Here is a 23,960-nt window from a genome sequence, read left to right on the forward strand (position 1 = left end):
AAGAGAGATGCGACCCGGTAAGGTCGCCTGTGCGGCGGAGAATTCAGCGACGAGCAGCGCGTCGACCGCACCGTCACATGGACAGTCCGGCGCGACCGGTCAACCCCGACTGGATCGTGACCTAGCAAAGGTTGCAACTAATAAGCGAAAATCTCTATAATCCCAACTTGCAACGGAGCGGTGGGCTTCAGGATCAGGGGCCAGTTCAAGCCGCGTTCGGGAGCGTGCCCAACATGACAGCACATCCGGAAGACCGGGAAGCGAGCTTGCGGTATGTCCGCGACATGCTGCGGCAACTTAAGGTTGTGTCCGGCGCGCCGCATAACTCGTTGCTGGGTTATTTCCTGGAGATGGCGCGTCTCGAGACCGAGCACCAGCTCACGACAGGTGCCAAGCGCTCACAGAAGTAGCGACACCAGTCCGCCAGGATGGCGCTCGAGGCGGCCTGCCAGATCGAGTTCGAGGAGCACGAGCTGCACGGCACCCGGCCGCGCTCCTGTGTGAAGAATGATGTCGTCGACATCGATCGGCGTCGGCCCGAGCGTCTCGACGATGCGCTCGCGTTCGCCCTCGGCCGGCTCGTCGGTGTCCTGGCCGGAGGGCGGTTCCTCGATCGCGGGCGGCATCCAGTCCATGCGGTCGTCCAGCGGTCGCAACGCCGCGATCACGTCGTTCGCCTCGGTCGCCAGGATCGCACCATTCTTCAAAAGCTGATTGGCGCCGGCGGCCCGCGGGTCGAGCGGCGATCCGGGCACGGCAAAGACGATCCGCCCGATCTCGGCGGCGATCCGCGCGCTGATCAGCGAGCCTGAACGCAGCGCCGCCTCGGTCACCACAAGACCAAGCGCCAGACCTGCGACGAGGCGGTTGCGCCGGGGAAAATCGCGCGAACGCGGCTCCCATCCGAACGGCCGCTCGGACAAAAGGCACCCGCCTTCGTCGACGATCTGGCGCATCAGCGGCCTGTTCTCGTCGGGATAGGGCCGGTCGAGGCCGCCGGCGAAGACGCCGATCGTGCCGGTGTTCAGCGCCGCCTCATGCGCGGCGGCGTCGATGCCGCGTGCAAGGCCCGAGACAACGACGTAGCCGGCCCGGCCGATCTCGTCGGCAAACTGGCGGGTTAGCTTGATGCCGGAAAGCGAGGCGTTGCGGGCACCCACCATGGCGACGGCAGGCAGATGGAGAACCGTCTCGGTGCCGATCACCGCCAGCACCGGCGGCGCACTCTCGGTGGCTTTGAGGAGGGGCGGGTAGTCGGGCTCGCCGAGACAGATGAAGCGGGCACCCATGCGGCTGGCCCGGTTCATCTCGTCCTCGACCGCGGCAAGGCTCTCGACACGGACGCTGCGGCCGCCCCGCGCTGCGAGCTCCGGCAGCGCCGCAAGCGCCGCCTCGGCGCCGCCATAGCGGTTGATCAACGACCGGAAGGTGGCGGGGCCGACATTCTCGCTGCGGATCAGCCGGAGCCAGGCGAGCCGCGTCTCGTCGGGAAGTCTGACGCCGTGGGGAGGGGCGTCAGGGGGGCTCACCCCTTGGCTCCGATCTTGCCCTCCGTACCGGCCAGCAGCCGGCGGATATTGGCGTGATGGCGGATATAGACGATGGCGGTCAGGATCGCAGTGAGGGCGGCGGCGTCCATGTAGCCGAGCGCGAGATAGACCGCCGGCACGACCAGCGTAGCGGCGAGCGCCGCCAGCGAGGAATAGCGGAAGAGGAAGGCCACCGAGAGCCAGACCACCGCGAAGACCAGGACGCCGATGGGCGCGATGCCGAGCAGGATGCCGAGATAGGTGGCGACGCCCTTGCCGCCCTTGAATCCGACCCAGACCGGGAAGAGGTGGCCGAGAAACGCCGCGAGACCCGCAAGGATCGCCGCTTCGCCGCCCCAGCGCGAGGCGATCAGGACCGGCACGGTGCCCTTGAGGACATCCCCGGCTAGCGTCAGCGCCGCCATCGGCTTGTTGCCGGTCCGCAGAGCGTTGGTCGCGCCGATATTGCCCGAACCGATCTTGCGGATGTCGCCGAGGCCGAAGAGCCGCGCGAAGATCAGCCCGAAGGGAATCGAGCCAACGAGGTAGCCGCCGGCAACGCAGGCCAGCCAGATCGGCCAGAGGCTCGAGTCCCAATCCACCATTCAGCCCCCGCTTCGGTCCGATTCTAAGAAGACTGTGCGGCCGGCGACGAAGGTCCGCAAGACCTGGCCCTGGAAGCGGGCGTTCTCGAAGGCGGTGTTCTTGGAGCGCGAGCGGATGCGGTCCTCGCTGAACAGGAACGGCGCCTCCAGATCGACCAGCGCCATGTCGGCGACGGATCCCGGTGCCAGCGTGCCGCGATCGAGGCCGAGGAGCTTCGCTGGCGCGGCGGTCAGCGCCTCGACGATGCGCGACAACGGCACGGCGCCGGAATGATGCAGCCGCAGCGCCGCCGGCAGCAGCGTCTCCAGGCCGATCGCGCCGCTCTCGGCCTCGGCGAAGGGCCGGCGCTTGCCGTCGGCGTCCTGCGGATCATGGGACGAGACGATGATGTCGATGGTGCCGTCGGCCAGCGCCTCGACCAGGGCGGCGCGATCCTCCTCGCGGCGCAGCGGCGGCGACAGGCGGAAGAAGGTGCGGTATTCGCCGATGTCGTTTTCGTTCAGCGACAGATGGTTGATCGATACGCCGGCCGTCGCCGCGATGCCGCGCCGTTTGGCCCGCCGCATGACATCGGCCGATTCGCCCAGCGAGAGTTTGGCGGCGTGGTAGCGGCAGCCGGTGAGGGCGGCGAGCCGCAGGTCGCGCTCCAGGGGAATGATCTCGGCCTCGGCTGGCGCGCCCGGCAGGCCGAGCCAGGAGGCCAGCAGCCCCTCGTTCATGACGCCGTTGCCGGTCAGCGCCGTATCCTGCGTTTCATGCATGACCAGGGCATCGAAATCGCGCGCATAGGTCATGATCCGGCGCAGCAGCACCGGGTCGGCGATGGTGTGGCGGCCGTCGGTGAAGGCGCGCACGCCGGCCCCGGTGAGAAGGCCGATCTCGCTCATCTCCTTGCCCTTCAGGCCGCGGGTGAGCGCCGCCGCGGGGAAGACGTTGACGACGGCAGTGTCGCGGGCCGTCCGCATCACGAATTCGGCGATCGCCACTTCATCAACCACCGGATTGGTGTCGGGCATGGTGAGGATCGAGGTGACGCCGCCGGCCGCCGCCGCCGCTGAGGCCGACGCGATGGTCTCGCGGTGCTCGCCGCCCGGCTCGCCGATGAACACCCGTGCGTCGACAAGGCCGGGCACCAGCAGCAGCCCGCGGCCGTCGACGATCTCGGCGCCGTCGGGTGCGCCCTGGTTAAGGGCGTCGGTGCACGCGGCGACGATATGGCCGTCGACAACGACGACCGTGCCGACCGCGTCCAGCGACCGGGCCGGGTCGATGATCCGCACATGTTCGATGACGGTGGGAGCTGCGACGCTCATGCCGACGCCTCCGGTCCGCCGATGAGGGCCGACATCACCGCCATGCGCACGGCGACGCCCATCTCCACCTGTTCCTCGATGACGCTCTGCGGCCCGTCGGCGATCTCTGAGGCGATCTCGACGCCGCGGTTCATCGGCCCGGGATGCATGACCAAGGCGTCGGGCCGGGCATGGCGCAGCTTGGCGGCGTCGAGGCCGAAATAGCGGAAATACTCGCGCACCGACGGCACGAAGGAGCCCTCCATGCGCTCGCGCTGCAGGCGCAGCATCATTACCACGTCGGCGTCCTTCAGTCCGTCTTCCATGCGCCGGTAGACCTCGACGCCCATCGATTCGATGCCGCTGGGCAGCAGCGTCGCCGGCGCGACGACGCGGACCCGGGCGCCCAGCGCATTGAGGAGCAGGATGTTGGAGCGCGCGACGCGGCTGTGCAGCACGTCGCCGCAGATCGTCACCGTGAGCCGGGCGATGCGGCCCTTGTGGCGCCGGATGGTGAGCGCGTCGAGCAGCGCCTGGGTCGGATGTTCGTGCGCGCCGTCGCCGGCATTGACCACCGAGCAGGCGACCTTCTGGGCCAGCAGCGCCACGGCGCCGGCCGAATGGTGCCGCACGATCAGGATGTCGGGCTGCATGGCGTTCAGCGTCATCGCCGTGTCGATCAGGGTCTCGCCCTTCTTCACCGACGAATTGGCGACCGCCATGTTCATGACGTCGGCGCCCAACCGCTTGCCGGCCAGTTCGAAGGACGCCTGGGTGCGGGTCGAGGCCTCGAAGAACAGGTTGATCTGGGTGCGGCCCTTCAGCGTCGACTTCTTCTTGTCGCGCCGGCGACTGACCGCCACCTCCGCCTCGGCCAGATCGATCAGCTGTTCGATCTCGTGGGGTTGCAGGCGGGCGATACCCAGAAGGTGTCGCTGGCCGAACGGGGGAAAAGGCAGGGTCGCGCTCATTAAAACGACGCCTATAGGCAATCCGTGGTTTAGCGGCAAGGATCGAGAGCAAGTGAAGCACAGGAGACGCGTGTGGCCGAGACGAATTTCCACACCCACGAAGTGACCAACCAGTCTTCCGACTATGCCGGTTTCAACGCCTTTCGCGGCGATCCCCTGCTGCGTCTCCTGGCCGCCGATTTCCCCGACCCGGTCCTGACGACACTGGAGCGGCACGGACGATTCTGCGGCTCCTTCGAGGCCCACGACCTGGCGCGGCTCGCTAATATTGAGACGCCGCGCCTGCGGCGCTTCGACGAGAAGGGCCGGCGGTTGGAACTGATCGACTATCATCCCGCCTATCACGCCCTGATGCGGCGCTCTATCTCCGACGGGCTGCACGCCTCGATCTGGCAGGGGCCGGAGGAGGAGGCCGGACGCCGCCATGCTGTGCGGGCCGCGCGCTTCTACATGACGGCCGGCGTCGAATGCGGCCATCTGTGCCCGCTCACCATGACCAGCGCCGCGGTCGCGGCGCTCGCGGCGGCACCCAGGCTGCGCGATGCCTGGCTGCCGGTGCTCGCGACGCGGCAATACGATCCCAGCGTCAAGGCGCCGCTGACCAAGGCGGGAATCACCCTCGGCATGGGCATGACCGAGAAGCAGGGCGGCACCGACGTGCGGGCCAACACCACCCGGGCAGTCGACGCCGGCGGCGGGCATTATCGGCTGACAGGGCACAAATGGTTCATGTCGGCGCCGATGTCCGACGGGTTCCTCGTTCTGGCGCAGACGCCGGAGGGGCCGACCTGCTTCCTGATGCCCCGGCGCCGCGACGATGGCTCGCTGAACGGGCTGCATTTCCAGCGCCTCAAGGACAAGCTCGGCAACCGCTCCAACGCCTCCTCCGAGGTCGAGTTCGTCGACGCCGACGCCCGGCGTGTCGGCGATCCCGGCAAGGGCGTGAAGACCATCATTGAGATGGTGACGCTGACCCGCCTCGACTGCGCGCTGGCCTCCGCGGGCCTCATGCGAGGCGCGCTCGCCGAGGCGGTGCATCACGCCCGCGAGCGCCGGGTGTTCGGCGAGACGCTGATCGAGCAGCCGCAGATGGTGCGCGTGCTGGCCGACATGGCACTGGACGTTGCGGCCGCGACGGTGCTGTCGTTCCGGCTCGCCGAAGCCTTCGACCGACGAACGGGAGAGGCGGCATCCGAGGCCGACGCGGCCTGGGCGCGGGTGATGACCCCGGTCACCAAATACTGGGTCTGCAAGATGGCCCCGGGGCTGACATACGAGGCGATGGAGTGTCTTGGCGGCAATGGCTATGTCGAGGACGGCAGGCTCGCCCGCGCCTATCGCGAAGCCCCGGTCAACGCGATCTGGGAGGGCTCCGGCAATGTGATGGCGCTCGACCTCGCCCGCATCCTGCAGCGCGACCCACAGGCCTTCGACACGGTGATTGCGACCATCGAGGCGGACATGGCCGAGACCGCCGGCGGCACACCGGGTGTCCTGCGCGCCGCGATGTCGATGGCGTTGGCGGACGAGGGGGCTTGCCGCTTGCTCGCCGAGCAGCTGGCCCTGGCGGGCGCCAGCGCCTCCATGCGCCGGCTGGGGTTGGGCCAGACCGCCGACGCGTTCACCGAGACGCGGCTCGGCGGTGTCTTCCGCGATACCTACGGCATGCTCGACCTGCGCCATGATTCGCGGGCGATCGTCGAGGATCTCTATCCGCCGATCCGCTGAGCCCGGCACGCCGGCATTGGCAACCGAAACCTGAGCTGCGGCGTTTGCATTGGAGGAGGCAAAGGAAGGGGACGCGTTAAGGTTAACAAACGGTTTCGATTGCGGCGGAGGCCTCTCACCGACAGGTTCGCCGTTAACGGATCGGTAACCGTGACGAGGAGGTTCCATGCGCAGAATGGCGACGACCCTGGCGCTCAGTGCCTGGATTGGGTTCGCGGCTGTCAGCAGTCTGCGGCTCATGGCGCATTCGGGCTGGCTTGATCCGCTGACCGCAGGAACCGCGGCCGCGCCGCTCCTGCAGGATCTCGCGATCGCCGCCGACCTCTATCTGCCGGCCCAGGCGACCCTCGTCTTCGCGGGCCTCTTCGTGGCGCTGGCCACGGGGCTGGGCATGGCGATCGCCGGTCTTTCCTCACCATCGGTTCTGGCCATTCGCCGGGCCGAGCCGCTGGCCGCGGCCGTGCTGGTGGCGCTCTTCGCCTTCTATGCGGCTGCGACCATCGCCGGATCGCCGCTCGCAACACTGTTCGGGGAGGGACCGGGCTTTCTGGTCGCGCTGGCGCTGACCTTCGGGGCGCTGCTGTTCGACCGCCTGATGGAAGTCGACGACGCCGCCGACGATGCGGCCTTCGAATCGGTTCTCAGGTCGATCCACGCCGCCGAGCGCGAGGCGCTGATGCGCCGCCATCGCTCGCCGTTCGGCGACAAGGGCGAGAGCCGCTGATGCGCACCTTCCTGGTGCTCTGGATCGGACCCCTGGTCTTTTTCTGGGGCTGGTACTTTCTCTCGCTGAACGATCTCGGCGGACCGCTCTTCTCCCGCGAAACCCACGACCGGGTCTTCATGGTCTACGGGGCGATCCTCGGCATCGAGCCGGCGACGATCCCGCCGCTGGTGGCGCGTGCGCTCGCGATCGACAGTCTGATCCTCGGCGCGATCCTCGCCTTCCGCCGCCGCAAGAAGATCCGGGCATGGTGGCAGGCCCGCCGCGCCGCGCGGCTCGCCCTGGCGAACGGTTTTGCCTACGAGCGCAGCGACGAAAGCCGGTCCAGCGCCCCCTGAAGAATGAAGGACGCGGCCGCCGAATCGATCCGCTCGGCCCGCTTCTTGCGCGACACGTCGGCTTCGAGCAGGCCGCGTTCGGCAGCCACCGTGGACAGCCGCTCGTCCCACAGGAGCACCGGCCGTTCGTCGAAGCGGCTGTAGTTGCGCAGGAAGGCCCGCGTCGCCTGGGCTCTCGGCCCCTCCGACCCGTCCATGTTCAGCGGCAGGCCGATGACGATGCCGACGATGCTGTCCTCGTTCAGCGCCGCCACCAGCGCGTTCGCATCGGCGGTGAACTTGGTACGACGCAGCACCTTGCGCGGCGTGGCGAAGCGCTGGCCGCGGTCCGACACGGCGAGGCCTATGGTCTTGGTGCCGAGGTCGAGACCGGCGATGGTCGTGCCGCTCGGGACGGCTTCGGCAAATTCTTCCAGCGGCATGATGGCCATCGCGTTCTCCTTGACCGGGGGGCGGGCCGGTGCAGTTAGCACGCGGAGTGCCGGACACCACCCACAGAACAGAGGTCCGGCCGGCGATCGGACCGCAAGGAGCCCCCATGAAGATCACCTATTTCGGCCATTCCGCATTCCGGATCGACACCGGCTCGTCGGTCATCCTGATCGACCCGTTCCTGTCCGGTAATCCGCATTTCAAGGACGATATCGACAGCGCCGTCGCGGGCGTCACCCATATCGTTCTCAGCCATGGTCACTTCGACCATGTCGGCGACACCGTCGATATCGCGAAGAAGCATGGCTGCAAGGTCGTCGGCACGTTCGAACTGGTCAGCTGGCTCGGCAAGAAGGGGATCGAGGCGATCGAGCCGATGAACACGGGCGGCACCGCGAGCTTCGACGACTTCACCGTCACACTGACGCAGGCGCTTCATTCCTCCGGCCATGTCGAGGAAGACGGGTCGGTGACCTATCTCGGCATGCCGAACGGTCTGGTCTTCCATTTCGCCAACGGCCCGACGGTCTATCACATGGGCGACACCGACATCTTCGCCGACATGGCGCTGATCGAGGAACTGCACGCACCGAAGGTCGCGATGGTGCCCGTCGGCGACCGGCTGACCATGGGCGCGGCGGTGGCGGCGCTCGCCTGCCGGCGCTACTTCAACTTCGACAAGATCATCCCGATCCACTGGGGTACGCTGCCGATCCTCGACCAGACCCCGGACAAGTTCACCGAGGCGATGGAAGGCGACGCCGGCAAGATCCTCAATCCGGCGATCGGCGAAGCCTTCGAGGTCTGACCGCACCCGTTTCAGCTTTCGGATCGGGACCGGACGGCCGGGGCGCAGAGCAGCGCCTCGGCCGTCCGGCCATTGCGGCGTTGCCTCGCAAGGGGCGCGCCGCTATAGCTCGCGCAATTCCTCTTGCAACCAGTAGGACCGCAATGTCCGTCGATGCTTCAACAGTCCGCCGGGTCGCCCGGCTGTCCCGGATCGCCGTTACCGACGACGAGGTCGTGGCGATGGAAAGCGAGCTCAATGCGATCCTCGGCTTCGTCGAACATCTCGGCGAGGTCGATGTCGAGGGCGTCGAGCCGATGACGTCGGTGATCCCGATGGTGATGAAGAAACGCGCCGACGAAGTGACAGACGGCGCCAAGGCCGACGACATCGTCGCCAACGCGCCGGCCAGCGAAGATCATTTCTTCGTCGTGCCGAAGGTGGTGGAATAGTCGCGCCATGACGGTGACCGTCGCGGTGGAATCACCGCTTCAGGATGAGTTGCGCGAACTGGTTGCCCGGCTGAACGATCATCTCCGGCCGCTGTCGCCGCCGGAGTTCCAGTTTCAGCTCACCGCCGAGCAGATGGCGGGTGAGGACACCACCGTCTTCGTGGTGCGCGATGATCAGTCCGTCGCGGTGGGGATGGGCGCGCTGAAGGTTCACTGCCCTGCGATCGGCGAGGTCAAGCGCATGTACACGACGCCGGAGGTGCGCGGGTCCGGGCTCGGCTGGCTGGTCCTGCAGTCCATCGAGGCCGAGGCGCGCCGCCGGGAACTCGGCCGGCTGGTACTAGAAACAGGCTCCACGGCCGGCTTCGAGGCGGCCTGGAGACTTTACGAACGATCCGGTTTCACGCGCTGCGGCGCCGTGCTCGACTATCCGGATTCCGATTACTGTCGATTTTACGAAAAGAAGCTGTCCCCATGACCGAGTTGACGTCTCTCACCATCGCCGAAGCGCGGGACAAGCTCGCGGCGAAGGAGTTTTCCGCGACCGAGCTGACGCAGGCCTACAATGCCGCGATCGAGGCCGCCAACCCGCAGATCAACGCCTATGTGGCGGTGACGCCGGACAAGGCGCTGGCCATGGCGAAGGCCTCCGACGAACGCCTGGCCAAGGGCGAGGCGGGCGCGCTCGAAGGCATTCCGATGGGCATCAAGGACCTGTTCGCCACCGAGGGCGTCCACACCCAGGCCGCGTCGCATATTCTCGACGGGTTCGAGCCGCGCTACGAATCGACGGTGACCGCCAATCTGTGGGCCGACGGCGCCGTCATGCTGGGCAAGCTCAACATGGACGAGTTCGCCATGGGCTCGTCCAACGAGACCTCCTATTACGGCCCGGTGAAGAACCCCTGGCGCCGCAAGGGCTCGAATGCCGATCTGGTGCCCGGCGGCTCGTCCGGCGGTTCGGCCGCTGCGGTCTCGGCGCATCTGTGCGCCGGCGCGACGGCCACCGACACCGGCGGCTCGATCCGCCAGCCCGCGGCGCTGACCGGCACGGTCGGCATCAAGCCGACCTATGGCCGCTGCTCGCGCTGGGGCACGGTGGCCTTCGCGTCGTCGCTCGACCAGGCCGGCCCGATTGCCCGCGACGTGCGCGATGCGGCGATCCTTCTGAAATCCATGGCCTCCGTCGACCCCAAGGACACCACCTCGGTCGACCTGCCGGTGCCGGACTACGAGGCCGCGGTCGGCCGTTCGGTGAAGGGCCTGCGCATCGGCATTCCGAAGGAATACCGAGTCGACAACATGCCGGAGGAGATCGAGGCGCTCTGGCAGCAGGGCATCGCCTGGCTGCGCGACGCCGGCGCCGAGATCGTCGACGTCTCGCTGCCGCACACGAAATACGCCCTGCCGGCCTACTACATCGTCGCGCCGGCCGAAGCCTCGTCGAACCTCGCCCGTTATGACGGTGTGCGCTACGGCCTGCGCGTGCCCGGCAAGGACGTTGCCGAGATGTACGAGAACACCCGCGCCGCCGGTTTCGGCCGCGAGGTGAAGCGCCGTATCATGATCGGCACCTACGTGCTGTCGGCCGGCTATTACGACGCCTATTACCTGCGCGCCCAGAAGGTCCGCACGCTGATCAAACGCGACTTCGAGACCGTCTATGCCGACGGCATCGACGCGCTGCTGACGCCGGCGACGCCCTCGGCCGCCTTCGGTATCGCCGATCAGGACATGGCCTCCGATCCGGTGAAGATGTATCTGAACGACATCTTCACGGTGACCGTGAACATGGCCGGCCTGCCGGGCCTCGCCGTTCCCGCGGGTCTCTCCGGCGACGGGCTGCCGCTCGGTCTCCAGCTGATCGGCCGGCCCTTCGAGGAAGAGACCCTGTTTGCGATCGGCAGCGCCATCGAGCAGGCGGCCGGCCGCTTCGAACCGGCAAAATGGTGGTAGGCTGATGGCGGATCTTCGCAAGGCACTCGATCTCTTGGCGGCGGGCGACTGGCACGGCGCCCACGCGATCGTGCAGGACGATCACTCCGCCGATGCAGCCTGGATCCACGCACATCTCCACCGCGTCGAAGGCGACCAGGGCAATGCCGAATACTGGTATCGCCGCGCCGGGCGCGAGCCGAGCGCGCAGAGCCTAGAGGCCGAGCGCGACACGATCGTCGCCGCACTCGGTCGCTGACCGGCTGCAGCCGCTTCGGCGTGCTGCGCCACCGGACCGTTATCACGCATTGAACCAGCCGTTCTGGCAGCCCATCTTCAGTTTCTGGACACGCCCATGACCCTCGTCGACACCCGAACGCCCGATCCGAAGAATTTCATCTCCGGCGCCACCGGCGACTGGGAGATCGTCGTCGGCATGGAGGTCCACGCCCAGGTGACGTCCGAGGCGAAGCTGTTCTCCGGCGCCTCGACCGATTTCGGCGGCGCCCCCAACGATCATGTCAGCCTCGTCGACGCGGCCATGCCGGGCATGCTGCCGGTGATCAACGAGGAATGCGTGCGACAGGCGGTGCGCACCGGCCTCGGCCTCAAGGCCGAGATCAAGCACCGCTCGGTGTTCGACCGGAAGAACTACTTCTATCCGGACCTGCCGCAGGGCTACCAGATCTCCCAGTTCAAGGACCCGATCGTCGGCGAGGGCATCGTCTCGGTCTCCGTCGGCCCGGATTCCAAGGGCGAGTTCGAGGAGATCGAGATCGGCGTCGAGCGGCTGCATCTCGAACAGGATGCCGGCAAGTCGATGCACGACCAGCATCCGACCATGTCCTATGTCGATCTGAACCGCTCCGGCGTCGCGCTGATGGAGATCGTCTCCAAGCCCGACATGCGCTCGGCCGACGAGGCCAAGGCGTATCTGACCAAGCTGCGGACCATCCTGCGTTATCTGGGCACCTGCGACGGCAACATGGACGAGGGCTCCATGCGCGCCGACGTCAATGTCTCGGTGCGGCGTCCCGGCGGCGACTTCGGCACGCGCTGCGAGATCAAGAACGTCAACTCCATCCGCTTCGTCGGCCAGTGCATCGAAGCCGAGGCACGCCGTCAGGTCGCGATCCTCGAGGATGGCGGCACCATCGACCAGGAGACCCGCCTCTACGATCCGGCCAAGGGCGAGACCCGCGCCATGCGGTCCAAGGAAGAGGCGCATGATTACCGCTACTTCCCGGACCCGGACCTTCTGCCGCTGGAATTCGACCAGGCCTATGTCGACGCGCTGCTCGAAGGCCTGCCGGAACTGCCGGACGCCAAGAAGAACCGGCTGATCCGCGATGCCGGCCTGTCGGCCTACGACGCGTCGATCCTCGTCTCCGAAAAGGCCATCGCCGACTATTACGAGGCCGTCGCGAAGGGCCGCGACGCCAAGCAGGCCGCCAACTGGGTCATCAACGACCTCCTGGGCGCGCTGAACAAGGCCGGCAAGGACATCGGCGAGACGCCGGTGACCGCGGACCAACTCGGGGCGATCCTCGACATGATCCGCGCCGAGACGATCTCCGGCAAGATCGCCAAGGACCTGTTTGAGATCGTCTGGAACGAGGGCGGCGATCCGGAGACGATCGTCGACGAGCGCGGCATGAAGCAGGTCACCGACACCGGCGCCATCGAGACGGCGGTGGACGAGGTGATCGCGGCCAATCCCGACAAGGTCGAGCAGGCCCGCGCCAAGCCGACCATGGCCGGCTGGTTCGTCGGCCAGGTGATGAAGGCGACCGGCGGCAAGGCCAATCCCCAGGCGGTCAACGCGCTGGTCAAGCAGAAGCTCGGCGTGGAATGACCTTCTTCGTCCGCACCGCCGGCGCGGCCGATCTGGAGGCGATCAGCCAGTTGCTCGGCGAGACCTGGCACGCGACCTACGACCACATCTACGGGCCTGAGCGGGTGAGCGAGATCACCCGCTCGTGGCATTCGGTCGAGGCGCTCAGGCCGCGGATCAACCGGCTGAACTCGGAGTTCCTGGTCGCTGACGACGGCACGCGGCTGGGCGGCATGGCCTATGCCGCCGCCACAGCCGGCGACGGCAAGATGGTCGTCCTGCACCAGATCTATGTGCGGCCCGGCAGCCAGCGCCAGGGCATCGGCCGCGATCTTCTGGCGGAGATTTCCGACTGCTTCCCGACGGCGCGCACGCTGCGCCTCGAGGTCGAGGAAGCCAACACGCCGGCGATCGACTTCTACCGCGCGCACGGTTTCACCCAGACCGGCTCCACCGCCAATTGCGGCTGTGCCGATTCGGGCATTCCGGCCGCCGTCTACGAGAAGAAGCTGGCCGCCGGCTGAGCCGGGCAGGGCGCCGCCGAAGGGCGGAGCGAACGCGATCCATGGTGGACATTTTGCGGCCGCGGCAGCATAACGTCCCCGCATCGACACGGACTGGAATTCCCATGAAGGAATGGCTGCTGCAGATCTTCACCTGGTGGCAAGGCCAGACGATCGGCACGAGATTCTACACCTGGCGCAAGGGCCAGAAGGTCGGCGAGGACGATGCCGGCAACCAGTATTACCAGAACGCCGACGGCACCAAGCGCTGGGTCATCTACAACGGCCCGGCCGAGGCGTCGATGATCGCCGGCGGCTGGCATGGCTGGATCCATTACCGGGTCGATACGCCGCCGTCGAAGGAAGACTACAAGCCGCGCGCCTGGCAGAAGCCGCACCAGCCGAACTACACCGGCACGGCCAAGGCCTATCGGCCGCAGGGCTCGCTGCTCACTCCGTCCGAGCGCCCGCGCGTCACCGACGATTACGACGCCTGGACGCCGTGATCGCACGGCGGTCCGAAGCGCGATCGGCCGCCTGACCGGATCGGCTTTCGCCCTTTTCGATCGCGGCCCGGACGATCTCCCTGTCATCGCCGCATTCTGCCGGCAGACACAGCGCGTATTGCCCGGCCCGGCGGGCCGGAAATGTTGAGGACGCCCCCATGAACCGTCGGCTATGTGCGTCGATCCTGTTTGCCGTGACAACCGGTCTGGCGCTGGTTCCGGCGTCGGCGCAGCAGCGCATCGCCAACAAGGTCGCGGTCTTCTCCGGGCTCGACAAGATCACCGGCCGGATCACCAGCTTCGACGTCTATATCGACGAGACGGTGCAGTTCGGCGCCCTGCAGGTGACGCCGAAGGTCTGCTACACCAGCGCCGAGGGTGAGGCCGCCAAGACCGACGCCTTCGTGAAGGTCGACGAGATCACCCTGCAGCGCGACATCCGCCAGATCTTCTCCGGCTGGATGTTCGCCGCGTCTCCCGGTCTCAACGCCGTCGAGCACCCGGTCTATGATGTCTGGCTGAAGAGTTGCAAAAGCGAATCGGATGTCCCGGCGCCTGCCGGGTAGAAGGTCGCATCCACCGTGATCGCCTCGGCCAGCAGCGCCTGATAGGCATCGCGGTCGATCTCGATCGCGCCGAAGCGTTCCAGATGGCCGGTCAGGAACTGGGTGTCGAGGAGCTGGTAGCCGCCACGGCACAGTCGCTCCCACAGATAGGCCAGCGCCACCTTGGACGCATCGGTGCGGCGCGAGAACATGCTCTCGCCGAAGAACGCGCCGCCCAGCGACACGCCATACAGGCCCCCGACCAGCTCGTCGCCGTCCCACGCTTCCACCGAATGGGCAAAGCCCTCCTGCGCCAGCGCCAGCGTGAGTGAGCGGATCTGGCCGTTGATCCAGGTCTCCATGCGCCCCGGCGCGGCTTCCGCGCAGCCGTCGACCACCGCCGCGAAGGCGGTGTCGACGCGAATGTCGAAGGGCGCCCGGCGGATGGTCTTGCGCAGGCTGCGCGGCAGGTGGAAGCCGTCCAGCGGCAGGATTCCCCGCTCGGTCGGATCGATCCAGAAGATGCCCGGATCGTCCGCCTTTTCCGCCATCGGAAAGATGCCGCAGGCATAGGCCTTCAGCAGGATGGACGGGGTGATCTCGAAACGCTGGCCACCACGCCGTGTCATGATCCTACCCTGCTGATCTGCGGGCGAGATACTTTTCCAGCCAGTGGATGTCGTAGTCGCCCTTGGCGACGTCCGGATTGTCCACGAGGTCACGGAACAGCGGCAGCGTGGTCTTCACGCCGTCCACCACGATCTCGTCGAGGGCGCGCCGCAGCCGCATCATGCATTCGGTCCGGGTGCGGCCGTGCACGATCAGCTTGCCGATCAGGCTGTCGTAGAAGGGCGGGATCGAATAGCCCTGATAGACGCCCGAATCGACCCGCACGCCGAGCCCGCCCGGCATGTGGTAATGGGTGATCCGCCCCGGCGAGGGTGCGAAGGTCTCCGGGTCCTCGGCGTTGATCCGGCACTCGATCGCATGGCCGGCGAACTGGATGTCGGCCTGCGTCACCGACAGGCCCTGGCCGCTGGCGACGCGGATCTGCTCGTGAACGAGGTCCAGCCCGGTGATGGCTTCCGTCACCGGATGCTCCACCTGCAGGCGGGTGTTCATCTCGATGAAATAGAACTCGCCGTTCTCATACAGGAACTCGATCGTGCCGGCGCCGCGATAGCCGAGCTTGGCGATGGCGTTGGCGCAGATCATGCCGATCCGGTCGCGCTGCTCCTGGTCGAGCGCCGGCGAGCTGGCCTCTTCCCAGACCTTCTGGTGGCGGCGCTGCAGTGAGCAGTCGCGTTCGCCCAGATGAATGCCGTTGCCGGCGCCGTCGCCGAAGACCTGCACCTCAATATGGCGCGGCTTCTCCAGATACTTCTCCAGATAGACGGCATCGTCGCCGAAGGCCGCTCCGGCTTCCGAACGGGCCGTGGAGAGCGCCATCGACAGGTCCTGCGCCGTCTTCGCGACCTTCATGCCGCGGCCACCGCCGCCGGCCGAAGCCTTGACGATGACCGGATAGCCGATCTCCGCGGCGATCCGTGCCGCCTCGTCGTCGTCGGTCACCGCGCCCGCCGAGCCGGGGACGACGGGAATGCCGAGACGCTTGGCGGTGCGCTTGGCCTCGATCTTGTCGCCCATGATCCGGATATGCTCGGCGGTGGGGCCGATAAAGGTGATCTTGTGGGCGTCGAGAATGTCGGCGAAACGCGCATTCTCGGACAGGAAGCCGTAGCCGGGATGCACGGCATCGGCGCCGGACACCTCGCAGGCCGCCACGATCTGCGGAATGTTCAGATAGCTGTCGCGGGCCGGCGGCGGACCGATGCAGACGCTCTCGTCGGCAAGGCGCACATGCATGGCCGTGTTGTCGGCGGTGGAGTGGACGGCCACCGTCGGGATGCCGAGCTCCTTGCAGGCGCGCAGCACCCGCAGGGCGATCTCGCCGCGGTTGGCGATCAGGACCTTCTTGACCATGCCGCGCCCCTTACGCGATCACGACGAGCGGTTCGCCGTATTCCACTGGCTGCGCATTCTCGACCAGGATCTTGGTCACCGTGCCGGCGCGCGGCGCGGGAATCTGGTTCATCGTCTTCATCGCCTCGATGATCAGCAGCGTCTCGCCCTCGGCGACCTTCTGGCCGACCTCGACGAAGGCGCGCGCGCCCGGAGCCGACGACAGGTAGATCGTGCCGACCATCGGCGAGGGGACCGTGCCCTTCTCCGGGCCGGTGGCGGCCGCCGGTGCGGCTGGCTGCTCGGCGTGCTGCGCCGGAGCGGCGGGCGCCGGGCTCGACGGCGCGGCGTAGTGCATCGGCTGGGCGTAGCCGCCATAATCCTTCTGGCGGGAGACGCGGACGCGCATCTCGCCGTGCTCGACCTCGATCTCGGTCAGATCGGTGTCCTTCAGGATGCTCGCCATCTCGCGGACGAACGACGGGTCGACAGAGTGGTCTTCTTTCGACATGCGATTCCTTCGGTCTATTCGACTCGATTGTTCACAGGCGCGCCTTGAGGGCCGCAATGGCGAGTTCGTAACCCACCGGGCCGAAGCCGGCGATCATGCCGACGGCGACCGGCGCGATCAGGCTCTTGTGCCTGATCTCCTCGCGCGCGTGAATGTTGGACAGATGCACCTCCACGACGGGCTTTCCGAAGACCCGGAGCGCGTCGTGAAGGGCGAGGGAAGTATGGGTGTAGGCGGCGGCGTTGATGACGATCGCCACGGCGCGTTCGCGCGCTTCGTGGATCCAGTCGACCAGTTCGCCCTCATGGTTGGACTGCCGGAACACGATCTCGAAGCCGGCGTCCGCCGCCACGTCGCGACAGCGGGCCTCGATGTCGGCCAGCGTCGTCGTGCCATAGATCTCGGGCTCGCGGGTTCCGAGCGTATTGAGATTGGGGCCGTTGAGAAAGTAGATCGTCGAGGTCATCGACCCTCGGTCTTTTCTGGCAATCGCACGCGCGCCGCGCGGCTCACAGCCCCGTATAGAGGCATCGGCAGCGTGGGGAAAGCGCCCCGACGGGCGTTTCGTTCCCTCAGCGGTTCCTCAACAGGCAATGGTTCCGCATTCGCGCACATTGGCGATGCTCGCCTGCAGATTGTCGAGACCGACCGCCCCGGGAACCACCTCTTCGCCGACCACATAGGACGGCGTGCCGTTGATGCCGAGTCGGGTCGCCATCTCGTTCGACTGCCTCAGCGCCTCCGTCACTGCGGACGACTGCATGGCCGTGCGCAGGGCAGCCTCCTCGACGCCGAAGTCCCCGGCCACCGCGATGGCGCTTGCCTCGTTCGCGGTGCCGCGCGAGCCGAGCAGCGCGCGGTGATAGGCTGCGTATTCGTTCGGGGCGATCTCGCGGAAGGCAAGGGAGACCCGCGCCGCTTCCAGCGACTGCGGCCCCAGCACCGGGATCTCCTTCAGGACGAAGCGGATGTTCGGATCGGCCGCGAGCAGCGCATCCATGTCCTGCATCGCCTTTTTGCAGTAGCCGCAATTGTAGTCGAAGAACTCGACCACGGTGACGTCGCCATCGGGATTGCCGAGCACCGTGCCCTCGGGCGTCTCGAACAGCGCCGGCCCGACTTCGGCGATCGCCGCCTTCTGGGCCGCCGACTGGTCGGCCGTCCGCTTGGCCTCCAGCGCGTCGAGCGCTTCCAGCAGCACTTCGGGATGCTCGATCAGATAGGCGCGGACGATCGTCTCGATCGCGTCGGTCTGCTTCGCGTCGAACGACGTCTGCGCCGCCGCGGGCGCGCTGTCCTGCGCGTTGGCGGCGCCGGCTGCGATCAGCGGAAGCGTGCAGGCGAGGGCCGTTGCGGCGGTCAGGCGTCGGATGGAAAGCACGGGTGCGGCGTCCTTCTGTTCGGTTCGGTGCGGATCGCCGGTCAGCGAATCTCGGTTTGGATGATGTCCTGCGCCGCCCGCCAGGGCGGTGTGCCCGGCTGCAGCTTCTGCTGGGCGCGGATGGCGAAGATCTTCGCCTGACGGAAGGCACCGCCATGCCAGTAGCCTTCGGCGGTGGCAAGTTCGGCGCGGCCGACTTCGCCGATCCGCCCGTAGGCCATGGCGAGGAACCGGTAGGCGACGGAATTGTCCGGATCCGAGCTGAGGCCCTCGCGGATCAGGCGAATCGCCTCCTCCATCTTGGCCGGATCGCCGCTGGTCACCAGCGCCTGGCCGATCTCGGCCTTCAGGATGCCCGAGCCGGTCTTGTCCAGCCGGGCGGCCTTCGAATAGGCGGCCGCCGCCTCCTGGGAGCGTCCAGCATCGACGAGGATATCGCCACGCAGTTCGTAGAAGAAGGCGTTGTTCGGCTGGGCCTTGAGGAGCGCATCGACCTTGGCGAGCGCCGAGGCCGGGGACCCGGCGAGATGCGTGGCGATCGCGTCGCCGTAATAGGCCGCCAGACTGCGCGGATCGCGGGCGAACATCCGGCGGACTGCCCCGGCGCCGTCATTGTAGGCGACGATCTTGGCCCGGGCGAGATTGTGGCGCACGGCCAGTTCCGGCTTGTCGGCCCGGTCGTAGAACCGGCTTTCCTGGGCCAGCCGCTGCAGAGCCGCAATGCGGTCGCGCGGCATCGGATGCGAGGAAGTGTAGTTCCCGCCGCTGCTGCGGGCGAAGAGATTGCCGCGATCGAGGATCTCGAAGGTCTCGACCAGCCCCCGGGCCGACTGGCCGGTCGCTTCCAGATAGGTGAGGGCGGACCGGTCGGCGGTGGACTCTTCGCCGCGCTGGTAGCTGAGCAGGTTGCGCTGGGCGATACCGCCGCCCCCCATCATCACTCCTGCCCCGGCGCTGACCGCGCTGCCGCCGCCGGCGGCGGCGCCCGCCGCCGCGATTCCGGCGCCGAGAAGGCTCGCGACCACGGCGATGGCCTGCGAGCGCTCCAGCTGTTCGCGCAGCCGCTGCTGGTGACCGCCGGCCAGGTGGCCGATCTCGTGGGCGAGGATGCCGATCAGCTGGTTCGGAGTCTGCGTCGCGGTGATCGCGCCGGTATTGATGTAGATGCGGCGGCCGGAGACGAACGCGTTGAAGGCGTCGGAATTGACCAGCACGATCTCGATGCCTGAACGCGACAGGCCCGCCGCCTTCAGCAGCGGACGCGCATAGTCGGCGACCAGCGCCTCGATCTCGGCGTCCCGCACGATCGGCAGGCTGGCCTTGTCCTTCCCGGCGGCCTGAACGCTAACCGGTGCCAGTGCCACGGATGCCGCCAGGATCATCGATGTGATGCGGGCGGAGATCGCGCCGAGCGACATGTTCATGCTAGTCCCCTCCGATGCTGGCCGATGACCGATCGTCAATTCCCGATGCGATCCCGGCACTGTCTGGCAATCCTCACCCCAATCCGGCGAAATCGAGGCGAAACATGCGGTCCGACCTGTCCGAAACCCTCACGATGATGGCATCAAAGCGGTCCGACATCGACCCGTTTCGCGCCATGGACGTTCTGGCCGAAGCCAACCGGATGATCGCACGGGGCCACCGGGTGCTGTCGCTGGCCGTTGGCCAGCCGGCCGCGCCGGCGCCGCAGATCGCGCGCGATGCCGCCCGCTGCATGCTCGACCATGGCCGCATCGCCTATACCGATGCGCTCGGGCGCCAGGATCTTCGCGAGCGCATCGCCCGCCACTACGCCGACGCCTACGGCCAGACGGTGGATGCCGCGCAGATCATGATCACCACCGGCTCGTCGGCGGGCTTCAACCTGACCTTTCTCGCCGCCTTCGATCCGGGTGACAAGATCGCGCTGGCTGCGCCCGGCTACCCCGCCTATCGCAACATCCTGCGCGCGCTCGGGCTGGTGCCGGTAGAGATCGAGATCGACCGGACCACCGGCTACATCCTGACCGCCGAGCATCTGCGCGCCGCCCATGAGGAGCACCGGCTCGCCGGGGTCCTGATCGCCAGCCCGGCCAACCCCACCGGCACCGTCACGCCCCGCGACGAGCTGCGCCGGCTGGTCGAATATGCCGATGCCGAAAACATCCGCTTCGTCTCCGACGAGATCTATCACGGCCTTGCCTACGGCCGGGCCGAAGCGACGGCGCTGGAGTTCTCCGACCGGCCGATCATCGTCAACTCCTTCTCCAAATATTACTGCATGACCGGCTGGCGGATCGGCTGGCTGATTCTGCCCAAGGCGCTGCTGCGGGCTGCCGAGCGGATCGGCCAGAGCCTCTACATCTCCGCGCCGGAGCTCTCGCAGGTCGCGGCCGCGGCGGCGTTCGACGCGACCGCCGAACTCGACGTCGTGCGTGACGGCTATGTGAAGAATCGCGACCTCATCGCCAGACGGCTGCCCGAGCTCGGCTTCCGCGATATCGCCCCCATCGATGGCGCGTTCTACGCCTATGCCGCGATCCCCGAGGGCGAATCCGGCGCCACGCGGTTCGCCGCGGACATCCTTCAGCGCTGCCATGTGGCGATCACCCCCGGCACCGACTTCGACACCCGCCGCGGCGAGAACTTCGTGCGGCTGTCCTACGCCTGCGACCACGCAACGCTCGCCGAGGCGCTGGACCGGATCGCCGACCGCCGCACCGGCTGACCGGCAGCGCCGACCCCGGCGCCCGACAACAGACCCGGAACGCAAAACGGGCGGCCCGATGGGCCGCCCGTTTTCATGTCTGCCGTGTCCCGCGCCTGGGCGCGAGGTGGCGCGCTCGCCCTAGAAGAAGCTCCGGCGCGCCCACCAGCCGGTCCGGCGCGGCTTCTCGGGCTTGGCCTCGGCGTCGTTCGAGGTGCTCGATGTGACCACCGGGTCGGACGATTCCGGCGCGGCGGGCGTATCGTCGTTGGCTGCGGCCGCCGCGGTCTCTTCGGCTGCGACAGGCTGTGCCTCGACCGGTGCCGGCGCGCTGGTGGCCACCGGCTCGGCGGCCAGAGCCGGCATTGCAGGCTCAGCCACGACCGCCGTGTCGGCGTTGTCGGCCGCTTCGCTCTGCGCGGCGACCGGCTCGGCGGGCGACGCCACCGGCGCATCCTCGGCGACTGGGGCCGGCGTTGCGGCGACCTGATCCGACATCACCGTCGTTGCGGTGGCGTGAATCGGCTGCGCGTCCGAAGCCTGATCGGCTGCGACATCACCGGACGGCTGGCCGGATTCCCCCTCGCCATTCTGGTCCTCGCGATTGCGGCGACCACCGCGACGGCCGCGGCGGCGGCGCTTGCGGCCCCGGTCGCTGTCGTCGTCGGTCCGGCTGGTGCTGCGATGCGCGCCATCCGTCTCGTCGTCACCTTCGGAATCGCCGTCGCGATCGTCGCCATTGTCCTGATCCGAACGGTCGTCGCGCGACTGGCCGTCGGCCACGGTCTCGTCCTCGTCACCCGACCGCTTGCGCCGACGCCGGCGGCGGCGGCGACCGCCGCCTTCCGAATTGTCCGACCCGTTCTGGTCTTCCTCCGCACGGCCCTTGTCTTCGGCCGCGGGCTTCTCTTCGGCGATCCGGTCGAGTTCGTCGGCCGCGCGGCGTGCCGCTTCTTCGTCCGCCGCGTCGTCGAGCGCATCGCTGACGGCGAGGGCGTCCGGCTGACCGGCATCGATAGTGATTTCCGGCTTCGTTGCTTCGGCACCATGGGCGATAGTGATCGCCTGGTGGCCGGCGCTGTCGTCGGCTTCCAAGATGATGCGCAGGCCGTGATGGTGCTCGAGTTCCTCGATCCGCTGGCGCTTCTCGTTGAGGACGTAGAGCGCCGTCGAGGTCGGAACCTTGACGATGAGATCGTGGTCGGCGTGCTTCTGGAGATGCTCCTCGATCGTGCGCAGCACGTGCAGCGCCGACGAGGAGGACGAGCGGATATGGCCCGTGCCCTCGCAGACCGGGCAGGTCTGCATGGTCGATTCCAGCACGCTGGCGCGAATCCGCTGGCGGCTCATCTCCAGCAGGCCGAAATGCGAGATGCTGCCGACCTGGATACGGGCGCGGTCGCTCTTCAGGCACTCCTTGATCTTCTTCTCGACGGCGCGGTTGTTGCGCTTCTCGTCCATGTCGATGAAGTCGATGACGATCAGGCCGGCGAGGTCGCGCAGACGCAGCTGGCGCGCCACCTCTTCGGCGGCTTCCATGTTGGTCTGGTAGGCCGTGTCCTCGATCGAGTGTTCCTTGGTGGAACGCCCCGAATTGACGTCGATGGCGACCAGCGCCTCGGTCTGGTTGATGATGATGTAGCCGCCCGACTTCAGCGTGACGTGGGGCTGCACCATCTTGTCGAGCTGCGATTCGATGCCCTGCCGCACGAAGATCGGGGTTGGGTCACGATAGGGCTGCACGACCTTCGCCTGGCTCGGCATGAGCATCCGCATGAAGTCCTTGGCTTCGCGGTAGCCCGTCTCGCCGGCGACGAGAATCTGGTCGATGTCCTTGTTGTAGAGGTCGCGGATCGATCGCTTGATCAGGCTGCCTTCCTCATAGACGAGGGCAGGGGCGATCGAGGACAGCGTGACGGTGCGCACCGTCTCCCACAGCCGCATCAGATATTCGTAGTCGCGCTTGACCTCCGGCTTGGTGCGGTTGGCACCGGCCGTGCGCAGGATGATGCCCATGCCGCGCGGCACGTCGAGCTCGCGCACGACGTCCTTCAGCCGCTTGCGGTCGGCCGCATTGGTGATCTTGCGCGAGATGCCGCCGCCACGCGCCGTGTTCGGCATCAGCACCGAATAGCGACCGGCCAGCGACAGATAGGTGGTCAGGGCCGCGCCCTTGTTGCCGCGCTCTTCCTTGACGACCTGCACCAGCAGGATCTGCCGACGCTTGATGACTTCCTGGATCTTGTACTGGCGGCGCTGGCGTGCCTGGCGGACCGGCACTTCCTCCATGGCGTCCTCGGAGCCGATCTGGTCGATCTCGTCGTCGCCGTCCTCGTCGCCATTGCTCTCGTCGTCGCCGGACGCGCGGGTGCGGCCGCGCCGACCACGGCCGCCGCGCCGGCCCCGCGAAGACCGCTCGGACCCGTTCTCCTCGTCGTCACCGTCGCCGCCGGACGTCGTGATGCCATCGGCATCGGCGTCTGCGTCGTGATCGTCGTCGGACTCGGTGGCGCGGATTTCGGTCTCATCGCCATGGGCCTCGCCCTGATCGGCGTCGCTCGACGCCGCGTCGGAGCCGGCCTCGTCACCGGTCTCGTCGATCTCGGCCTTTTCCGAGACGGTGTCGTCGCTGTGTGCGGCAGACTTGCTGCGCGATCCGCGACGCGAACGGGTCGGCTTCGGCTCGTCGGCCTCTTCCTCTTCCATCGCGCGCTGGAGGTCTTCCTCGATCAGCGCCTGACGGTCGGCCTTGGGGATCTGGTAATAGTCGGGATGGATCTCGCTGAAGGCGAGGAAGCCGTGGCGGTTGCCACCATATTCGACAAAGGCGGCCTGGAGCGAGGGTTCGACCCGCGTCACCTTCGCCAGATAGATATTTCCCTTGAGCTGCTTCTTGTGTTCGGATTCGAAATCGAATTCCTCGACCCGGCTACCCCGGACGACGACGACGCGCGTCTCCTCCTGGTGGGACGCGTCGATCAGCATTTTGTTTGCCATGAAAGGACTCCCGGGCGCTCGCACCAGGTCGCGGCAAGGCGTCATGCGCCTGCCTGTCGACGGGAGGGCGCGAGCCCGTATCGGTGGAATCTGGCATTGCAGCGCGGCCGTGACTCGACGGCGCCAGACCCCTTGTGAAGGGATGCGGCGGGTATCGGAGAACGGGAGCTGGTGACAAGATTCGACCTGTAACAACTACATGGCCGCTCGGGCGGCCGACGAAACGGGCGAATTGGCG

General features: G+C 67.4%; 26 protein-coding genes. 14 read left to right on the forward strand and 12 right to left on the reverse strand.

All coding sequences use genetic code 11. The annotated features are described in order from the left end of the window. Nucleotides 1-233: 233 nt before the first annotated feature. Complete coding sequence (locus N7I30_RS16190) at nt 234-410, forward strand: hypothetical protein (protein WP_498640114.1); 177 nt, start codon at nt 234-236, stop codon at nt 408-410. Here N7I30_RS16190 and dprA read toward each other — a convergent pair. Genes dprA through N7I30_RS16210 form a run of 4 tightly spaced genes read right to left on the reverse strand, consistent with a single transcriptional unit; the run spans nt 399 to nt 4,398 of the window. Further along, complete coding sequence (dprA, locus tag N7I30_RS16195; RefSeq protein WP_498640116.1) at nt 399-1,529, reverse strand: DNA-processing protein DprA; 1,131 nt, start codon at nt 1,527-1,529, stop codon at nt 399-401. The genes N7I30_RS16190 and dprA overlap by 12 nt on opposite strands. After that, nucleotides 1,526-2,134: a glycerol-3-phosphate 1-O-acyltransferase PlsY gene (plsY, locus tag N7I30_RS16200; protein ID WP_498640118.1), complete on the reverse strand. Its 609-nt coding sequence runs from the start codon at nt 2,132-2,134 to the stop codon at nt 1,526-1,528. The genes dprA and plsY overlap by 4 nt, the downstream gene beginning before the upstream one ends. Further along, a complete protein-coding gene (locus tag N7I30_RS16205) occupies nt 2,135-3,448 on the reverse strand; it encodes a dihydroorotase (RefSeq protein ID WP_498640120.1) in 1,314 nt (437 codons plus the stop codon). Further along, nucleotides 3,445-4,398 carry an aspartate carbamoyltransferase catalytic subunit gene (locus N7I30_RS16210; RefSeq protein ID WP_009209692.1) on the reverse strand — a complete coding sequence of 318 codons (954 nt, stop codon included), beginning with the start codon at nt 4,396-4,398 and terminating at the stop codon, nt 3,445-3,447. Before N7I30_RS16210 ends, N7I30_RS16205 begins: the two co-directional genes overlap by 4 nt. A gap of 72 nt (nt 4,399-4,470) precedes the next feature. On the opposite strand from N7I30_RS16210, the gene N7I30_RS16215 reads away from it, so the two are divergent. The 3 genes from N7I30_RS16215 (at nt 4,471) to N7I30_RS16225 (ending at nt 7,188) form a co-directional block, all read left to right on the forward strand. Then, nucleotides 4,471-6,126 carry an acyl-CoA dehydrogenase family protein gene (locus N7I30_RS16215; RefSeq protein ID WP_498640123.1) on the forward strand — a complete coding sequence of 552 codons (1,656 nt, stop codon included), beginning with the start codon at nt 4,471-4,473 and terminating at the stop codon, nt 6,124-6,126. Nucleotides 6,127-6,301: 175 nt separating this feature from the next. Further along, nucleotides 6,302-6,850 (forward strand): hypothetical protein, encoded by a 549-nt coding sequence (locus tag N7I30_RS16220; protein ID WP_498640125.1) that lies wholly within the window; start codon nt 6,302-6,304, stop codon nt 6,848-6,850. Next, nucleotides 6,850-7,188: a DUF6105 family protein gene (locus N7I30_RS16225; RefSeq protein ID WP_024351720.1), complete on the forward strand. Its 339-nt coding sequence runs from the start codon at nt 6,850-6,852 to the stop codon at nt 7,186-7,188. The genes N7I30_RS16220 and N7I30_RS16225 overlap by 1 nt, the downstream gene beginning before the upstream one ends. On the opposite strand, the gene ruvX is transcribed toward N7I30_RS16225, so the two are convergent. Continuing rightward, complete coding sequence (gene ruvX, locus N7I30_RS16230) at nt 7,149-7,619, reverse strand: Holliday junction resolvase RuvX (protein ID WP_230785199.1); 471 nt, start codon at nt 7,617-7,619, stop codon at nt 7,149-7,151. The genes N7I30_RS16225 and ruvX overlap by 40 nt on opposite strands. 107 nt (nt 7,620-7,726) lie before the next feature. Between ruvX and N7I30_RS16235 the strand changes: the two genes are divergently transcribed. From N7I30_RS16235 to N7I30_RS16275, 9 genes are all read left to right on the forward strand, one after another. Then, nucleotides 7,727-8,428, forward strand: coding sequence for a metal-dependent hydrolase (locus N7I30_RS16235; protein ID WP_498640128.1), 702 nt, complete (start codon nt 7,727-7,729; stop codon nt 8,426-8,428). 143 nt (nt 8,429-8,571) lie between these two features. Then, on the forward strand, nt 8,572-8,859 hold the full coding sequence (gene gatC, locus N7I30_RS16240; protein ID WP_009209688.1) for an Asp-tRNA(Asn)/Glu-tRNA(Gln) amidotransferase subunit GatC: 288 nt from the start codon (nt 8,572-8,574) through the stop codon (nt 8,857-8,859). A 7-nt stretch (nt 8,860-8,866) separates the two neighbouring features. Further along, nucleotides 8,867-9,337: a GNAT family N-acetyltransferase gene (locus N7I30_RS16245; RefSeq protein WP_498640130.1), complete on the forward strand. Its 471-nt coding sequence runs from the start codon at nt 8,867-8,869 to the stop codon at nt 9,335-9,337. Next, nucleotides 9,334-10,815: an Asp-tRNA(Asn)/Glu-tRNA(Gln) amidotransferase subunit GatA gene (gatA, locus tag N7I30_RS16250; protein ID WP_475363040.1), complete on the forward strand. Its 1,482-nt coding sequence runs from the start codon at nt 9,334-9,336 to the stop codon at nt 10,813-10,815. The genes N7I30_RS16245 and gatA overlap by 4 nt, the downstream gene beginning before the upstream one ends. 4 nt (nt 10,816-10,819) lie before the next feature. After that, complete coding sequence (locus tag N7I30_RS16255; RefSeq protein WP_228241019.1) at nt 10,820-11,053, forward strand: hypothetical protein; 234 nt, start codon at nt 10,820-10,822, stop codon at nt 11,051-11,053. Between the two features lie 96 nt (nt 11,054-11,149). Next, entirely contained in the window at nt 11,150-12,649 is a 1,500-nt protein-coding gene (gene gatB / locus N7I30_RS16260; RefSeq protein ID WP_187389629.1) for an Asp-tRNA(Asn)/Glu-tRNA(Gln) amidotransferase subunit GatB, read from the forward strand. Continuing rightward, the gene (locus N7I30_RS16265) at nt 12,646-13,152 is read left to right on the forward strand and encodes a GNAT family N-acetyltransferase (protein ID WP_498640133.1); all 507 of its coding nucleotides are present in this window, start codon (nt 12,646-12,648) and stop codon (nt 13,150-13,152) included. Before gatB ends, N7I30_RS16265 begins: the two co-directional genes overlap by 4 nt. Nucleotides 13,153-13,256: 104 nt before the next feature. Next, on the forward strand, nt 13,257-13,637 hold the full coding sequence (locus tag N7I30_RS16270) for an NADH:ubiquinone oxidoreductase subunit NDUFA12 (protein ID WP_009209684.1): 381 nt from the start codon (nt 13,257-13,259) through the stop codon (nt 13,635-13,637). Between the two features lie 158 nt (nt 13,638-13,795). Beyond that, nucleotides 13,796-14,203, forward strand: coding sequence for a DUF2155 domain-containing protein (locus tag N7I30_RS16275; protein ID WP_009209683.1), 408 nt, complete (start codon nt 13,796-13,798; stop codon nt 14,201-14,203). Here N7I30_RS16275 and aat read toward each other — a convergent pair. The 6 genes from aat to N7I30_RS16305 all read right to left on the reverse strand — a co-directional run bounded on the left by aat (nt 14,143) and on the right by N7I30_RS16305 (nt 19,460). Next, nucleotides 14,143-14,811 carry a leucyl/phenylalanyl-tRNA--protein transferase gene (gene aat / locus N7I30_RS16280; RefSeq protein WP_498640136.1) on the reverse strand — a complete coding sequence of 223 codons (669 nt, stop codon included), beginning with the start codon at nt 14,809-14,811 and terminating at the stop codon, nt 14,143-14,145. The two genes, N7I30_RS16275 and aat, sit on opposite strands and share 61 nt — an antisense overlap. Before the next feature lie 4 nt (nt 14,812-14,815). Then, nucleotides 14,816-16,165, reverse strand: a complete 1,350-nt coding sequence (accC, locus tag N7I30_RS16285) for an acetyl-CoA carboxylase biotin carboxylase subunit (RefSeq protein ID WP_024351730.1) — start codon at nt 16,163-16,165, stop codon at nt 14,816-14,818. A gap of 10 nt (nt 16,166-16,175) precedes the next feature. Next, on the reverse strand, nt 16,176-16,655 hold the full coding sequence (accB, locus tag N7I30_RS16290) for an acetyl-CoA carboxylase biotin carboxyl carrier protein (protein WP_228241015.1): 480 nt from the start codon (nt 16,653-16,655) through the stop codon (nt 16,176-16,178). Nucleotides 16,656-16,686: 31 nt separating this feature from the next. Further along, nucleotides 16,687-17,121, reverse strand: a complete 435-nt coding sequence (gene aroQ, locus N7I30_RS16295; RefSeq protein WP_024351732.1) for a type II 3-dehydroquinate dehydratase — start codon at nt 17,119-17,121, stop codon at nt 16,687-16,689. A gap of 117 nt (nt 17,122-17,238) precedes the next feature. After that, a complete protein-coding gene (locus N7I30_RS16300; protein WP_498640332.1) occupies nt 17,239-18,018 on the reverse strand; it encodes a DsbA family protein in 780 nt (259 codons plus the stop codon). A 59-nt stretch (nt 18,019-18,077) separates the two neighbouring features. Next, nucleotides 18,078-19,460 carry a M48 family metalloprotease gene (locus N7I30_RS16305; RefSeq protein WP_498640138.1) on the reverse strand — a complete coding sequence of 461 codons (1,383 nt, stop codon included), beginning with the start codon at nt 19,458-19,460 and terminating at the stop codon, nt 18,078-18,080. Between the two features lie 104 nt (nt 19,461-19,564). Between N7I30_RS16305 and N7I30_RS16310 the strand changes: the two genes are divergently transcribed. Beyond that, entirely contained in the window at nt 19,565-20,746 is a 1,182-nt protein-coding gene (locus N7I30_RS16310) for a pyridoxal phosphate-dependent aminotransferase (RefSeq protein ID WP_498640140.1), read from the forward strand. Between the two features lie 120 nt (nt 20,747-20,866). Here the strand turns inward: N7I30_RS16310 and N7I30_RS16315 are convergent, their stop codons facing one another. Further along, a complete protein-coding gene (locus N7I30_RS16315; protein WP_498640142.1) occupies nt 20,867-23,722 on the reverse strand; it encodes an Rne/Rng family ribonuclease in 2,856 nt (951 codons plus the stop codon). Between the last annotated feature and the right edge of the window lie 238 nt (nt 23,723-23,960).

This window comes from Aurantimonas litoralis (genome assembly GCF_026153195.1).
Classification (GTDB): Bacteria; Pseudomonadota; Alphaproteobacteria; order Rhizobiales; family Rhizobiaceae; genus Aurantimonas; species Aurantimonas coralicida.

What these genes read in the sequence shown, in the direction of transcription:
- N7I30_RS16190 (WP_498640114.1), top strand. Translation starts at nt 234, where the DNA reads ATGACAGCACATCCGGAAGACCGGGAAGCGAGCTTGCGGTATGTCCGC.
- plsY (WP_498640118.1), bottom strand. Translation starts at nt 2,134, where the DNA reads ATGGTGGATTGGGACTCGAGCCTCTGGCCGATCTGGCTGGCCTGCGTT.
- N7I30_RS16205 (WP_498640120.1), bottom strand. Translation starts at nt 3,448, where the DNA reads ATGAGCGTCGCAGCTCCCACCGTCATCGAACATGTGCGGATCATCGAC.
- N7I30_RS16210 (WP_009209692.1), bottom strand. Translation starts at nt 4,398, where the DNA reads ATGAGCGCGACCCTGCCTTTTCCCCCGTTCGGCCAGCGACACCTTCTG.
- N7I30_RS16220 (WP_498640125.1), top strand. Translation starts at nt 6,302, where the DNA reads ATGGCGACGACCCTGGCGCTCAGTGCCTGGATTGGGTTCGCGGCTGTC.
- N7I30_RS16225 (WP_024351720.1), top strand. Translation starts at nt 6,850, where the DNA reads ATGCGCACCTTCCTGGTGCTCTGGATCGGACCCCTGGTCTTTTTCTGG.
- ruvX (WP_230785199.1), bottom strand. Translation starts at nt 7,619, where the DNA reads ATGGCCATCATGCCGCTGGAAGAATTTGCCGAAGCCGTCCCGAGCGGC.
- N7I30_RS16235 (WP_498640128.1), top strand. Translation starts at nt 7,727, where the DNA reads ATGAAGATCACCTATTTCGGCCATTCCGCATTCCGGATCGACACCGGC.
- gatC (WP_009209688.1), top strand. Translation starts at nt 8,572, where the DNA reads ATGTCCGTCGATGCTTCAACAGTCCGCCGGGTCGCCCGGCTGTCCCGG.
- N7I30_RS16245 (WP_498640130.1), top strand. Translation starts at nt 8,867, where the DNA reads ATGACGGTGACCGTCGCGGTGGAATCACCGCTTCAGGATGAGTTGCGC.
- gatA (WP_475363040.1), top strand. Translation starts at nt 9,334, where the DNA reads ATGACCGAGTTGACGTCTCTCACCATCGCCGAAGCGCGGGACAAGCTC.
- N7I30_RS16255 (WP_228241019.1), top strand. Translation starts at nt 10,820, where the DNA reads ATGGCGGATCTTCGCAAGGCACTCGATCTCTTGGCGGCGGGCGACTGG.
- gatB (WP_187389629.1), top strand. Translation starts at nt 11,150, where the DNA reads ATGACCCTCGTCGACACCCGAACGCCCGATCCGAAGAATTTCATCTCC.
- N7I30_RS16265 (WP_498640133.1), top strand. Translation starts at nt 12,646, where the DNA reads ATGACCTTCTTCGTCCGCACCGCCGGCGCGGCCGATCTGGAGGCGATC.
- N7I30_RS16270 (WP_009209684.1), top strand. Translation starts at nt 13,257, where the DNA reads ATGAAGGAATGGCTGCTGCAGATCTTCACCTGGTGGCAAGGCCAGACG.
- N7I30_RS16275 (WP_009209683.1), top strand. Translation starts at nt 13,796, where the DNA reads ATGAACCGTCGGCTATGTGCGTCGATCCTGTTTGCCGTGACAACCGGT.
- aat (WP_498640136.1), bottom strand. Translation starts at nt 14,811, where the DNA reads ATGACACGGCGTGGTGGCCAGCGTTTCGAGATCACCCCGTCCATCCTG.
- accC (WP_024351730.1), bottom strand. Translation starts at nt 16,165, where the DNA reads ATGGTCAAGAAGGTCCTGATCGCCAACCGCGGCGAGATCGCCCTGCGG.
- accB (WP_228241015.1), bottom strand. Translation starts at nt 16,655, where the DNA reads ATGTCGAAAGAAGACCACTCTGTCGACCCGTCGTTCGTCCGCGAGATG.
- aroQ (WP_024351732.1), bottom strand. Translation starts at nt 17,121, where the DNA reads ATGACCTCGACGATCTACTTTCTCAACGGCCCCAATCTCAATACGCTC.
- N7I30_RS16305 (WP_498640138.1), bottom strand. Translation starts at nt 19,460, where the DNA reads ATGAACATGTCGCTCGGCGCGATCTCCGCCCGCATCACATCGATGATC.
- N7I30_RS16310 (WP_498640140.1), top strand. Translation starts at nt 19,565, where the DNA reads ATGCGGTCCGACCTGTCCGAAACCCTCACGATGATGGCATCAAAGCGG.
- N7I30_RS16315 (WP_498640142.1), bottom strand. Translation starts at nt 23,722, where the DNA reads ATGGCAAACAAAATGCTGATCGACGCGTCCCACCAGGAGGAGACGCGC.